The following is a 14,000-nucleotide window of genomic DNA, read 5'->3' as shown; positions in this document are numbered from 1 at the left end:
GCGCCAGCGTGTAAACCATCGTAGTTTTTTGGTTTACACGCACGGTTACGGATGCAGGAACGGTAGGGTGTGGCGCGAATGCCCACGCGAGGATTGTAGGAGTTAAACCGTATTTTAAATCCGTGCTTGCAAATGAAATCTGAAGTTTAAGATCAGCGCCGTTTCATTCGGTCGATGATCACTGCGATCAGCAGAATCGTTCCGCGAATGACGTATTGATAAAAGGTGTCGATGTTCTTCAAGTTCATTGCATTTTCGATGATCGCAAGAATCAGCACCCCGGCGATGACATGCCGAATCATGCCAATGCCGCCGCTCAGGGACACCCCGCCCAGCACGCATGCCGAAATCACCGTCAGCTCAAAGCCTTGACCAATCATCGGTTGACCGGAGGTCATGCGCGAAGCCAATACCACCCCGGCCAACGCACCGATTAAACCATGCACCGCGAAGATGATGATTTTGGTTCGATCAACGTGTACGCCAGCGAGCAGCGCAGCTTCCTGATTACCCCCAATGGCCATGGTGTTGCGCCCGTAGGTGGTGTAATTCAGCAGCCAACCAAAGAACAAGAAGCACAACACGGTGATCACAATCGGCACCGGAACCCCATAGATTTGGCCATTACCAAAAACGAAAAAACCCTCATTCATCACTCCCACCGCTTTACCGTTGGAGAAGATGTAAGCCAAGCCGCGTACGATTTGCATGGTTGCCAACGTCGCAATCAGCGCATTTATGCGCAATTTGGCGATCACAATGCCGTTAACCAATCCCACCACCAAGCCCATGGCGAGGGCCGCGCAAACGCCCAGGAATACGCTGTTGGTGTCGCGAATAACCAAACCCGCTACCACCCCCGCACAGGCAATGACCGACCCTACCGACAAGTCAAAATGTCCGGATGCCAGGCAAAACAACATGGTGCACGCGGCGATCCCGACGGTGGACACCGCCAACCCTAGGCCGCGCATGTTTAAGGACGACATGAAGTTATCGATGAACAGTGCACAAAGCACAAAGATGGTCAGCGCAGCGAGAAGCATGACCCAGTCGTCGAAAAAACGACGCAGATTCAGTCGTAGTCGAGGAGCGGGCAGGCTATTTTCTTGTGACATATGTACCTCGTTTATATTTTTTCTAGTCAGCCACATAAGTAATTACCCGCGTGAGCGCGGAAGTGCCAATTGCAACAACCGCGACTCATCCGCTTGGTCACGAGACAGTTCGCCAGTGATAGCCCCTTCGCTCATCACCAAAATACGGTCGGAAATCCCCATAACTTCCATCAAGTCACTGGAGACGACAATCACTGCGATTCCGCTTGCAGCGAGCTTGTGAATGATTTGGTAAATTTCAGCTTTGGCCCCGATATCGATTCCGCGCGTCGGTTCATCAAGCAGCAATACTTTCATCGGCATCGACAACCAACGGCCCAAAATCACCTTTTGCTGATTGCCACCTGATAGATAGATTATCTGCTGGTCGGGCGATGGGGTTTTGATGTTCAGAGCACGAATTTGTTTGTCGGCGTTTTCACTTTCCCAACGCCCCTGAATCAGGCAACCCAAAGTGGCGTGGTTGCGACGTGCGCCCATATTGATGTTTTCGGCCACACTGGACAGCGGCACGATGCCTTCTTTTTTGCGGTCTTCGGGGCACAACAGCACGCCTGCGGCAATCGCATCGCGGGGCGAGTTCAACGTCAACGGCTTGCCTTCCAGCTGCAATTCGCCGCTTTTGCTGCGGGCCAGCCCTGAGAGTAAACGCAGCAGCTCGGTGCGCCCCGCTCCGACCAGTCCAAAGAAGCCTAGTATTTCGCCCTTGTCCACCGAAAAGCTAACCGGCTCCTGCAAGCCATGGCCCAGCAGACCTTTGACCCGGAGCGCCGTCCCTTGATGCTCCCGAGGCCGATAGTCGTAAATATCCTGAATATCGCGACCCACCATGCAGGTCACTAGTTGGTCATGGCTCAAGTCGCTCATGTGTTCAAAGGTGCGGACGAAACGGCCGTCCTTGAACACCGTGACAGCGTCGCAAATGCGGAAAATTTCTTCCATCCGGTGCGACACATACAAAATCACCCGCCCTTCATCACGCAGCTTGGCGATGATGGCCATCAAACGTTCGATTTCACGCGCCGACAAACTGCTGGTCGGTTCATCAAAGGCGATGACGTGGGCGTTGTGCGACATGGCTTTAGCGATTTCAACCAACTGCCGCTGCCCCAGTGACAAATCACCGAGCCGGGTTGATGGGTCAATTTCATCCGCCAGGCCTGTGAGCAATTCCCGTGCCCGACGCAACATGGCGCGTCGATTGACAACGCCGAAGCGCGACGGCATATGACCCAATAGCAGGTTTTCTGCCACGGTCATTTCCGGAACCAGTTGCAACTCCTGGTGGATCACCGCGACACCGCCAGCAATGCTGTCCGCTGCCGACTTGAAATGCATGGTGCGGTCACCGATCTGCAAGTTACCGCTGTTGGGCTGATAGGAACCGCCGAGAATTTTCAACAGCGTTGACTTGCCCGCGCCATTCTCGCCCATCAGTGCATGTACTTGATGAGGCCGAGCGACAAAACTGATTTCAGAAAGCGCACGCACACCCGGGAAAACCTTGCCGATATCATTGAACCGCAGACTTTCGCCCGCTTGCTGTTGTTCCAACATGAAACCACCTCTTACCTCGCTCCGGCGGCCGGAACGAGGTCTTACAGATGCCAGCCTGAACAGCCAGGCGCGCCAGGACAGAACAGACTCGGCTTACTTATAGAGGCCGATTTTGGTCAATACGTCTTTGAAGTTGGCGCGCGTAATCAGCGTGACATCGGCCAGCGCCGTGTATTTTGGCGGTTCTTTGCCAGTCGTCACCCACTCATACATCGACAGCGCGGTGCCATAGCCTTCTTTGTCCGGGCTTGGCAGCATCGAGCCGAAGAAGCCACTCTCTGGCTTCTTCAATTCGTCGATGGCATCAGTGCCGTTGATACCTATACCAATTACGTGTTTGGCATCGAAACCAGCGCTTTCAGTTGCCCGTACGCCACCCAAAACGGTGTTGTCGTTCATGCCGCCAACGATCAGGTTCTTCGCAGTATTTGGCAGTTTGACCAGTGCCGAATTGGTGGCATCCATGCTGCCTGGAACGTCGAGGGTTTTTTGCGCGGTATAAAGAACATGATCAGCAGGCAGGCCCGCTTTGGTTAGCGCATCCACCGAGCCGTCCGTGCGCTTCTTACCGGTGTCCAACTCGTTGTAGGTGTTAATCACAGCGTAGGTTTCTTTCCAGTCCCAGTTGCGATTTTTCGCTTCGGCTGCCATCGCGTTGCCCTGTTTCTGGCCCACCTCAAACGCAGCCATGCCCAGGTACGGCACGTCTTCCATGAACTTGCCATTGCCATCAACAAAACGGTCATCGACCGTCATGACTTTCAAGCCGTTGCGCTTGGCCTTGGCGACAATAGCGCTACCCAGCCCTACATCAGGTGCGCAGATGACGAAGCCTTTGGCACCGTTGGCGGCCAGACTGTCGATAGCAGAGAGGGTTTTTTCACCGTCGGGGACGGCGATTTTAATGACCGTAAAACCGTGTTCTTTACCGGCTTTTTCAGCGAAGGCCCATTCGGTCTGAAACCAAGGCTCTTCTGCCTGTTTGACCAAAAAACCGATTTTGACTTCTTCAGCAGATGCTGCGGAACCGAGTCCTACTATTGCAGTAGCGACAGCGGCACAGCACAGGGAACGAATCCCGTGACGACTCAACATAGCTAACTCCTTATTTTTATTGAATAGCTACAGCGTGAACGATTTTGGCGCAGCGGCTACCGACCCTCGAAGGGGAGACTGGACCCTTGAGAAAAGTCACAGCCAGAAACCGATAAAACAGTCATATCATAAGATGAATGAAGCAAAGGTAACGTAGTGTCACCTGCGCTCAACCATCAGCCTGCCGACATCCATGACGAGGTCACCCATTAACCCGCAAACCGATGACAGGCCATACCCGCCACTCCGACCTGAGCCATGAGCAGCGCACCAGCAAGCACACCGTTAGCCGACGCCGGAGCCGCGCTGGTGACGTAAAGCGTAGACAAGTCCGGACCGCCAAAGACGCAACTGGTGGGGTGGCTGACGGGCAATTCCACTACTCGGTCAATGGCGCCGTCCGGGGCGAAACGAATCAGACAATGGCCATCCCATCGCGCGTTCCAGACGTATCCTTCAACATCCATGGCCGAACCATCAGGGTCACCGCGAGAGTGTGCGGCAGCCCAGATGGACCGCGCGCCCAAACGGCCATCGGACGTAATAGAGTAACGATAGATCACGCCATCAAGACTGTCGGCGCTGAACACTGCCGTCGCTTCACTGTTCCAAAGCAAGGTGTTGACGATACCCTGCTCCGAAAGCAAGGGCGTGACGCTGGCGTCTGGATCGACGCGAAACAGACCGCCGGAGCGACGTATTACCGGCAGGTCACCGCCATAGGCATCCAGGTTATTTTGCATGCTACCAAGCCATAACCTCCCCTGCGCATCGCAACGCGCTTCATTGGGGCGATTACCCGCCACAGGGTCCACTAAACAGAATAAGGTCAGGTGCGGCTGATCCGACGGGGAACAAAGGTCCAGGCGGTAGACGCCGCTGGCCAGGGTGACTAATGCATCGCCCGATTCGCAGGGGATAAAAGCCGAAACCGGTTCAGCGAAGCGCCACTGGTGGTAGCGGCCATGGCTCAGGCGACAGGCTAGAAAACCCGCGATGTCGACCCAATACAAAGCCTCATGCTCGCGGTCCCAAAAAGGCCCTTCTGCCAGTTTGAAGCGCTTTTCAGACACAGGTAGCCAGTGCATAAATTGTCCTTATTCTTATTTTTTTTGCTGCTTCGTTTACAGCGTCTTCAGCGATCAATCAGCTAGGCTCCATCAAAACTGTTTGAGGCTCCGCAGGGCTTTTATGCGCAGCGTAATACCGCGAAATAGTCACTGAGGCCTGCTCGATCAGGCTCATACACGCCCAAACGCCCCGCGCGGCATCACGTGCGGCAATCGCGTCAGCTAATTCCTTGTGCAGCGGCAATGTTTTACCCAATTCCTGGGGCGCCGCTGACGTCACCTCAAACGACACTGCCAGCAAGGTTCCTAACGCCGGCAGCATTTGCTCGATGAATTGATTATGGCTGGCAGCCAGCACTGCTTCATGGAAACGTTGGTCGGCACGGTTGTATTCCCCCTTGTTATCCAACGAAGCCTCCAGCGCGCGATAGGCCTGCAGGATTTCGACAATCTGCTGCGGGCTTGCACGTTCACAGGCCCACCGCACCGCCATTGGTTCAATGGTGCGTCGCAAATCCAGCAGGTCCAAGACGAAGTTTTCCGGCAACCCTTTCTTTGCCAGCCAACCTACCACCTGCGGATCAAACAAATTCCAACTGCGTATCGGCAGCACTCTGGTCCCGACTTTCGGCCCCACTTCCAGAATACCCTTGGCGACCAGCGTCTTGATGGCCTCGCGGATTACCGTGCGGCTGACCCCCAATTCCTCACACAGCGCGGCTTCAACTTTAAGGGTTTGCCCTGGCAAAACATGGCCCGCTGCAATCCAAGTACCCAGCCAATCCACGGTCGACGCATGATAATTACTGCTCATCCCCAGCGCCTCTGTCTGCGGCTACTTCCGCAAATTTAGGCTAATCATCATACGATTAGCTGTCAAACGACTATGCTGCTTTGTCGATGGACGCTTAACGTAAGATCGATCACTGCCGAACACTAAATAGTATTACGATTGATTTTTCAAGTGGTGTCTTTTGAGCTATAAAACTCGAATAGTGATTTTATAGAGCTGAATAGTCTGACCAATAGGAGGCGATATCCCCAAAAAAACCGAAACAACCGTCAGGAAAACTGCGTTTTCAAACCCTACTCTGTTCAAAAATAAAAAAGGAAAGGTAGATATGATGCATCGCACATTCACCCTCAGCGGCCTCGGACTGTCCTTGATGATCGCCACTCTTTCTGCGCACGCCGCTGGCCTGACCAGCGAACACAGCACCTTCGGCACCACCACCGACGGCGCGCCCATCGAGAAATACACGCTGCGCAACAGCCACGGCATGCAAGCCAGCATCATTACCTGGGGCGGCGTTTTGCAATCGCTGATCGTTCCGGATAAAAACGGCAAGGCCGACGATGTAGTGTTGGGCTTTGATGATATCCAGGGCTATCAAGCCAACCCAACGGTGTACTTCGGCGCGACAATCGGTCGTTTCGGCAACCGAATCGCCGGGGGCAAATTCTCACTGGACGGCAAGCAATACCAAGTGCCCACCAACGATGGCCCGAATTCGCTGCACGGCGGCAGCCAAGGCTTTGACAAGCGCGTCTGGAAAGCCGAGGACAGCAAAGAAAAAGGTTGGGTAGGCGTCACGTTGACCTACGTTTCTCCGGACGGCGAAATGGGCTTTCCCGGCAAACTGGAAACCCACGTCACCTACAGCCTTAACGAAAAAAACGAGCTGCGCATTCAATATCGCGCCACTACCGATAAACCGACTGTGCTCAATCTGACCAACCACAGCTATTTCAATCTAGCGGGCGCGGGCAACGGCGATGTTCTGAAACAAGTAGCGACGGTGCATGCAAGCACTTACACACCGGTCAACGGCACGCTGATTCCGACTGGAGAATTGGCACCGGTCGCTAGCACCCCAATGGACTTTCGCCACCCAACGGCGTTCGGCAAAAACATTCACGCCGACCACCCGCAGTTGAAATTCGCTGAGCCCAAGCAAGGTGGTTTTGACTTTAACTGGGTACTGGACACTAAAGGCAACGTCGGCAAACTGGCCGCCGAAGTACGCGACCCCCAATCTGGGCGGCATTTGCAGCTCTACACCACAGAGCCCGGTGTGCAGCTTTATACCGGCAATTTTCTCGACGGCACGATCAAGGGCAAAGCAGGAAAGATTTATCCACACTGGGGTGCGTTTACCCTGGAAACCCAGCACTATCCAGACGCCCCGAACCAGCCTGACTTCCTGAGTACACGTCTGGACCCTGGCAAGGTTTACACCCAAACCACGCTGTTCAAGTTTTCAGCCAAATGAAACCGGCTCATCCCGGCTAAACAAGCGTCGAGCTTAGGCATCGCGACCCATCCGCACCGCGATGCCTTACGCGCGCACTAGCAGCTTGGACGCCAGAAACCGATGATCCGCCGAAAACAGCCGTCGATAGGTGAGTAACACCGCGAGTACCGTTCCTAAACCGGAAGCGGCCGCGATCAAAAACATGATGATGATTTGATAGCGTACCGCCTGAATCGGCGACTGGCCCGCCAGTACCTGCCCGGTCATCATCCCCGGCAAGCTGACCAATCCCACCACCGTCATTTGATTCAGCGTCGGAATCATGCCGGCCCGTACCGCTTGCCGAGCGGGGCCTTGCGCCGCTTCCCAGCGCGATGCACCCAGCGCCAAGCTCATCTCCACCACCGTTCGCCCGGCCGTCAATTCTTGGGTCATTCGTTCGATGCCCAGCGAAACGCCGGTCAGAGTGTTGCCCAGAATCATGCCGAGGATCGGGATCGCATACTGCGGCTCATACCACGGATGAATCCGAATGATCGCGAATAACCCCACCGCCGCCACCAGCCACGAACTGAGCCAGATCGACACTATGCTGTCGAGGCGTTGGCCCACGTACGTGCGTCTGCCACGCTCCGACGCGGACAACCCGGCAATCAAGGTCATTGCAGACATCAACGGCAACACCACGTACCACTCGCCGTGGCCGAACACCCAACCCAGCACGTAACCAACGGCCAGTAATTGCACAACTGTACGAACTGCCGCCACCGCAAGCTTGCGCTCCAGATCAAGCTTTAACATCAGCGACAGCACCCCGTTGATCAAGATCAATGAGGACGCAATAGCGATGTCTATCAACGACAGGTTTTGATAATCCATCATGGGAGTTCCTCGCTCAAAATACCGGCCAGCATCGTCAGCTGACGCCCACTCATTCGCTGTGCCTGCGCTTGATCGTGGGACACCCATAAATAGGCCCGCCCACGGTCTTTGGCTGCGTTGAACCAGGCAGTGACCAGCGCTTCAATTTCTTGCGAAGATTCCGGGTCAAGCGCAGCCGTAGGTTCGTCGAGCAGCAGGACATCGGGTTGCAGTTGCAGCACACGGATCAAGGCCGCAATTTGCGCCTCCCCTCCCGACAATTCGCTTGACTGCTTGTCAAGAAAACCATCATCCCTCCCCGCCTGTTTCGCCAGTCGCACCGCCGCTTCGCGACTAAAGTGCAGGTCGCTGTAAACCTTCAGGGTAAACGGATACCGCAGGTTGTCCTCGACCGTACCTTCCAACATAGCCGGACGCTGGGCGATGTAGCTGACATGACGTCGAAAGGCTGGGATGCCCCCACCACTCACCGGTATGTTGCGCCAAAAAACCTGGCCAGCATCGAGTGAATCCAACAATGCCAAGGCACGAAGAAACACGCTTTTCCCCGACCCCGACGGTCCGGTCACCGCCACCCGGTCACCTGCGGCCAAGCTGAAATCCACGCAATTGAGCAAGTGGGCGTGGCTTTTTGCGTTATAGCGCATTAGCCCGGTGGCCTTGAGAAGAATCTGCGCAGGCATCGATGACGATGGTTTGGGTGGAGAAAGCGTCATTGGATTACAGGTTCTCTGTGGTAATCAGCAAGGGTCGCAGCATAAGCGAAGGCAGGCGTGCGTAGCAGCCAACTTGTTGGTGAGGCATTGGTGCGAACACGTTCGCTCCTGTGAGCGTTGGCCTGTATTTGCTGCGCCCCAGCGCTCCATAGAATCGCGCTCTGACTACCGATACCCCCGAGCCTGTAAGTCAAACAACTGCGCGTAGCGACCGCCCGCCGCCACCAAGCTGTCGTGGTCGCCGCGTTCAAGTACCCTGCCCTGGTCCAGTACCATGATGTGGTCCGCGTTGCGCACGCTGGAAAAACGGTGCGAGATCAACAGCGTCATGCGGCTTTTAGCGTGTTCGCGAAAGTGCTCGAACACCGCCGCTTCGGCAGCGGCATCGAGGGCGGCCGTGGGTTCGTCGAGGATGAGGATGTCAGCGTTACGGCGCATGTAAGCCCGAGACAGGGCTATTTTCTGCCATTGACCACCGGATAGCTCTTGGCCTCCGGCAAACCAGCGGCCTAGCTGGGTGGCAAAGCCGCCGTCCAGCGCTTCGATGAATTCTGCCGCCATGCCTTGAGTCGCGGCTTGGCGCCAGCGGGATTCGTCGTTAAAGGCGTCGATATCGCCGACGCCAAGGTTTTCACCCACCGTTAGCTGATAACGGATGTAATCCTGGAATATCACCCCGATCCGCCGCCGCAATGCGTCTTCGCTCCAGTCGTTAAGGTCGCTGCCATCCAGCAGGATGCGGCCTTGATCGGGGCGATATAGCCGGGTCAGCAACTTGATCAAGGTGGTCTTGCCTGAGCCGTTTTCGCCCACCAGAGCCACGCTAAACCCCGGCTGCAAATGCAAATCGATATTTTCCAGGGTGGCGCGCTGGGCGTCCGGGTAAGTGAAACCCACGCCTTCGCAGCGCAGGCCGTCGCCAGGCAGCACGCCGTGGACCAGCCCACCTGTTTCGATGATCACCGGTTGCGCCAGATACTCGTAGAGGTTGGACAGGTACAGGCCGTCTTCATATAAACCGCTGATAGCACTGAGGCTACTGCTCACCGCACTTTGCCCTTGCTTGAACAGCACCAAGTACATTGTCATTTGCCCCAGGCTGATCAAGCCGTTCACCGTATCGATCACGACCCAGGCGTACGCTAGATAAAACGCGCTGGTACCCAGTAGGCCAAGGAGAAAGCCCCAACTATCACGGCGCAGAGTCAAACGACGGTCTTCGCTGTAGAGCTTGGTAAAGGTGTCCCGATAACGCTGCAACAGAAGCGGCGCAAAGCCAAACAGCTTGACCTCTTTGATGTAGGTCTCATGGGAGAGCAGGGTTTCAATATAGTTTTGGTGGCGGGTTTCCGGGGCGCGGCGGCTAAACAAACGAAAGGCATCGCCGGAGAAATGCGCTTCGGCGAAGAACACGGGCAATGCGCCGAGAATCAATATCGCTAGCGCCCAGGGTGAGAAATGCACCAGTAGCACGGCAAAGCTGATCAGAGAAATAAGGTTCTGGATCAGGCCCAGGGATTTGGTGACCAAGGCCAGTGGGCGAGTCGAGGCTTCGCGGCGAACGCGAACCAATTTGTCATAAAATTCGGAATTTTCGAACTGCACCAGCGATAGGGTTTGGGCCTTTTCCAGAATCAGGGTGTTGACCTTCTGCCCCAGTTGCACCCGCAACAGCGACTGTTGAACCGAGAGGCCCCGTTGTGCGCCCGCCAACAGCGCCAGCACACCTGCTTCGAATAATACGTAACGCAACACAGGCCATAACGGAGCGCTGCCTTGACTCGCGTGCAACTGCATGGCCGCAACCACTGCATCGACAATTCGCTGCCCGAGCCATGCGGCTAATGCGGGTAGCACCCCGGCTATCAGGGTTGCCACGACCAAACCGATAAACAGCCCCCGCGAGGTACTCCAGACCAGTTCCAAGGCACGCTTCGCTTGGTCGATAAATGAGGCGAAGCGTCTGACAACTAGCATGCACATAGGGCTCCGAGAATACGTAGCCGCATTGTGGCGTCATTACGCAGGGACATCCAGTTGCCGAACGCACAGCCAATCGATCTAATCGCTTACCTGCACGGCCCTGAACGTATTGCTCCGCATCTCTTCGCGCAGCTCTTCGATCATATTGGCGACATCATCAGCGTCGTTGAGCCTTTCCATTACGATCCCGGTTACCACCAAATCGACACGTCCGGTAACCGGGTCAAAAATCCGGACCGTGAGCGATGCATCGGCACCCAGCGTGCATTCACAGGCCAAGGGCATAAAACTTTTTTTCAGGCAGCGACTTACATAGGACAGAGCAAACACAGGGGCATGCTCCTCTTGAAAAGAGGTTTAAGATTCATAGACGCAATGGCATCCATGCGCGCAATCGTTCATTTGCTATGGGCGAGAGAGTAAGAAATCACGTCCATGGACAAAACCCGAATTTGCACTGGGCGCCTTAGTGCATTTGCACCTTATGATTTGCCGTTTGTTCGCCGCTCACCGCTAAATAAACCGCGTTCTCGGGACCAAACGATAGCTTCGCTACGACTATGAACGTCAAGTTTTGAATACACCGTTGCCACGTGATTACGTACGGTATTGGGTGCAAGTTTGAGTCGAGCGGCGATTTCCTTATCGGCAAGCCCTTCGCAAATCAACCCCAGCACATCACGCTCGCGAGCCGTCAGTTCGGTAAATGAGGTATTTGGTTGATGGGGTGCTTTAGTGCTTTTTACGTTGGCCAGCTTTTCAATCAACGTCTGGCTGAACCACGATGCATCACGCATTACTTCTTCGATGGCCACAATCAGTTCCAACTCGGAACGCTTGCGCTCGGTGATATTCATCAACACCATCAGGTAACAAGGAGCGTCCTGAATAGTTAGGGTGTCCGCCGACACTACGCAATCAATTAGCTCGCCATCTTTTTTGCGAACTCTAAGGTCCTGCTCTCCCACGCTGCCGACCTTTTCGAGGGTCGCAAATAACTGATTGCAGGCACGGGTGTCGTCAATAAAACCGATTTCTGCCGCCGTTTTGCCCAACACTTCCTCAGGATTAAAACCGGTTATTCTGAAAAATGCTTCGTTTACGTCCACTACTTGCTGGCTCTGCGCACTGCACATCAACGTCGGTACCGGATTTAAACGAAAGGTTTTGGCGAAACGCTCTTCGCTCTGACGCAACGCAACCTCGGCTTTGCGGCGCGGTTCCAGGTCGACAAAAGAAAAAAGCATGCAGACTTCATCGTTGATGCTGAGCGGCTGACCGGCAACGATCACCAACTTGCTGCCCCCCGAGGGGAGCTTAAGCTCCGCGTGCATCTGCGGAACGGTCGCGCCTTCACCTAGCCTCTGAACGGCCAGTTCTTTGTTATCGGCCCCCTCCAGCACGTCAACCTCATAAACGGAACGGCCGATAACCTGCTCTCGGGCATAACCGGTCATTTCCAGAAAACCTGGGTTTACCTTGATGTAGCGTAAATCGCTCAGTCTGCAAATTACTGCTGGCGCTGGGTTGGCACCAAAGGTTTTCTCGAAGCGCTCTTCTGCACTGGCCCATTCGGTGACATCAGTCAAAATAATCACCAGCGACTCGGCCTCGCCAGAGATATCGGCCAACGTCATGCTGCGAACTCGGTGCACCCAGATTTTTTCTTCATTGTTGATGGGGCTGACTTCAACCACCACATCACTGAATGTCTCCCCGGCCGCCGCTCGGACAATCGGGTAGTTGTCGTCGGATAACGGGTGGTGGTTGCGATAACGCAAGGTGAATCGCTTGGCGTACGCCTTCGCGTTTACGCCCAACTCACTGACTTGACTGACCCCATGCATAGCCAACGCGGCGTCGTTGGCCCACGCTATGGTCTGATCCACTTCGATCAGAATCACACCGTCGGACAATCCGGAAATGATCTGCTGCAATTGGCGTCGGTTGGTTTCGGTGGCAAGTACGTCTTGGCTCATCGCTTCTCCTGAAAATGCGGCGCCGCACGGTGGGCCCTGGAATTACGACAGCGGGTGAATGCCATCGTGCTGCGGTCGCGCGGTCGGCAGGGGTGCGCGTTAATAAATAACGCTAAAACTGATCGTCTGGGTGCTAAAGCTCAAGTCAGAAACAGAAGCTGAGGTATCATGCGCCGATCCCCCAACTGCCCGGAAACCGCTCAATGTCCACAATGCCTACCGTCGCCCAACCAAGGGGCCTGTCATTCTGGTGGAAGCCAGTTTTGTTCTTGTTGGTGGCGGTCATCGGCCTCTACTACGTCAAATGGTCGCCCTACTACTTGAAATCGTTCGTCGCTGCCGACAACCACAGCATTGGCGCGTCGATCCTTAACGCCCCGCAAGACAACACGTTCAGCGCCGCGCTGGCCTACGCCCAGGTGTACTTTCTGGCAATTTGGAAAGCCGCTGCTTTGGCGGTCATCCTGGGTTCGCTGATGCAAGTGCTGATTCCACGGGACTGGCTGTTGAGTCTGTTCGGCCGCGCCGGTTTTGGTTCGACCTTACGCGGCGGTTTGTTCGCGCTACCAGCGATGATGTGCAGTTGCTGCGCCGCTCCAGTGGCTGCGGGCATGCGCCGGCAACAGGTCTCCGTTGGCGCGGCGCTGGCTTTTTGGATCGCTAACCCAGTACTGAACCCGGCCACGCTGGTGTTCATGGGTTTTGTACTGGGCTGGGAATTCACCGCATTGCGCCTGGTGGCCGGGGTGGTATTAGTGCTGGGTGTCTCGTTGATCGCTCAACGCATCGCCAGCCCAGAACAAGTACCCGAACAAGCGCTGGAAGCCGTTGCAGACGCAAGTTCGACTGATCAAAGTAATTTCTTCACCCGCTGGGGCCGGACCTTGTGGCAACTTTTTTGGAGCACGATTCCGATTTACGTGGTCGCGGTACTGGTACTGGGCGCAGCGCGAGTTTGGCTTTTCCCCCACATCGATGCGTCCATGGGCAACAGCCTGTTATGGATCACGGCGCTGGCCGCAGTCGGTACGTTGTTCGTGATTCCAACCGCTGCCGAAATTCCGATTGTCCAAACCATGATGTCGTTGGGCCTGGGCACCGGCCCTGCCGTCGCGCTATTGATGACCTTGCCCAGCGTGAGCTTGCCGTCGTTGCTGATGCTGCGCCAGTCGTTCGACACCAAGATACTGGTGACCGTGGGCGTGTTGACGATGGTGGTCGGGATTATCAGCGGGTTGGTGGGTGTGGCTATTTTATAAGCCCTGTGCCGTCTGCGCTTGAAACGCATTTGCGAATGAATTCGCTCCGTTTCCGGGCCAAGCGCAGGGGGCTGGGGTACTCCCGA

At 55.4% G+C, this 14,000-nt stretch carries 12 protein-coding genes; 2 read left to right on the top strand and 10 right to left on the bottom strand.

The genetic code is table 11. From position 1 onward, the window contains the following. Positions 1-152: 152 nt before the first annotated feature. The 5 genes from araH to QN378_RS00385 form a co-directional block, all read right to left on the bottom strand. Positions 153-1,118, bottom strand: a complete 966-nt coding sequence (araH, locus tag QN378_RS00405) for an L-arabinose ABC transporter permease AraH (protein WP_322204239.1) — start codon at positions 1,116-1,118, stop codon at positions 153-155. Between the two features lie 42 nt (positions 1,119-1,160). Next, positions 1,161-2,675 (bottom strand): L-arabinose ABC transporter ATP-binding protein AraG, encoded by a 1,515-nt coding sequence (gene araG, locus QN378_RS00400; RefSeq protein WP_322204242.1) that lies wholly within the window; start codon positions 2,673-2,675, stop codon positions 1,161-1,163. A 93-nt stretch (positions 2,676-2,768) separates the two neighbouring features. Further along, positions 2,769-3,770 carry a substrate-binding domain-containing protein gene (locus QN378_RS00395; protein WP_322204244.1) on the bottom strand — a complete coding sequence of 334 codons (1,002 nt, stop codon included), beginning with the start codon at positions 3,768-3,770 and terminating at the stop codon, positions 2,769-2,771. A gap of 209 nt (positions 3,771-3,979) precedes the next feature. Continuing rightward, positions 3,980-4,858, bottom strand: a complete 879-nt coding sequence (locus QN378_RS00390) for an SMP-30/gluconolactonase/LRE family protein (RefSeq protein ID WP_322204246.1) — start codon at positions 4,856-4,858, stop codon at positions 3,980-3,982. A gap of 58 nt (positions 4,859-4,916) precedes the next feature. Continuing rightward, positions 4,917-5,654 carry a FadR/GntR family transcriptional regulator gene (locus QN378_RS00385; RefSeq protein WP_322204248.1) on the bottom strand — a complete coding sequence of 246 codons (738 nt, stop codon included), beginning with the start codon at positions 5,652-5,654 and terminating at the stop codon, positions 4,917-4,919. 310 nt (positions 5,655-5,964) lie between these two features. On the opposite strand from QN378_RS00385, the gene QN378_RS00380 reads away from it, so the two are divergent. After that, positions 5,965-7,113, top strand: a complete 1,149-nt coding sequence (locus QN378_RS00380; protein ID WP_407074093.1) for an aldose epimerase family protein — start codon at positions 5,965-5,967, stop codon at positions 7,111-7,113. Between the two features lie 66 nt (positions 7,114-7,179). On the opposite strand, the gene QN378_RS00375 is transcribed toward QN378_RS00380, so the two are convergent. From QN378_RS00375 to QN378_RS00355, 5 genes are all read right to left on the bottom strand, one after another. Next, positions 7,180-7,974, bottom strand: a complete 795-nt coding sequence (locus QN378_RS00375) for an ABC transporter permease (RefSeq protein ID WP_322206887.1) — start codon at positions 7,972-7,974, stop codon at positions 7,180-7,182. Next, a complete protein-coding gene (locus tag QN378_RS00370) occupies positions 7,974-8,693 on the bottom strand; it encodes an ABC transporter ATP-binding protein (RefSeq protein ID WP_322204251.1) in 720 nt (239 codons plus the stop codon). Before QN378_RS00370 ends, QN378_RS00375 begins: the two co-directional genes overlap by 1 nt. A 165-nt stretch (positions 8,694-8,858) precedes the next feature. Further along, complete coding sequence (locus QN378_RS00365; protein WP_322204253.1) at positions 8,859-10,670, bottom strand: ABC transporter ATP-binding protein; 1,812 nt, start codon at positions 10,668-10,670, stop codon at positions 8,859-8,861. 84 nt (positions 10,671-10,754) lie between these two features. Beyond that, positions 10,755-11,006 carry a DUF1652 domain-containing protein gene (locus QN378_RS00360; protein ID WP_322204255.1) on the bottom strand — a complete coding sequence of 84 codons (252 nt, stop codon included), beginning with the start codon at positions 11,004-11,006 and terminating at the stop codon, positions 10,755-10,757. 152 nt (positions 11,007-11,158) lie between these two features. Continuing rightward, complete coding sequence (locus QN378_RS00355) at positions 11,159-12,655, bottom strand: helix-turn-helix transcriptional regulator (RefSeq protein ID WP_323546978.1); 1,497 nt, start codon at positions 12,653-12,655, stop codon at positions 11,159-11,161. A 203-nt stretch (positions 12,656-12,858) separates the two neighbouring features. Between QN378_RS00355 and QN378_RS00350 the strand changes: the two genes are divergently transcribed. Beyond that, positions 12,859-13,914 carry a permease gene (locus QN378_RS00350; protein ID WP_322204258.1) on the top strand — a complete coding sequence of 352 codons (1,056 nt, stop codon included), beginning with the start codon at positions 12,859-12,861 and terminating at the stop codon, positions 13,912-13,914. Positions 13,915-14,000 lie beyond the last annotated feature (86 nt).

The sequence above is a fragment of the Pseudomonas sp. 10S5 genome (assembly GCF_035019745.1).
Taxonomy (GTDB): Bacteria; Pseudomonadota; Gammaproteobacteria; order Pseudomonadales; family Pseudomonadaceae; genus Aquipseudomonas.
Note: the sequence above shows the minus strand (reverse complement) of the source record. Positions and strands in the feature narration are given on the sequence as shown.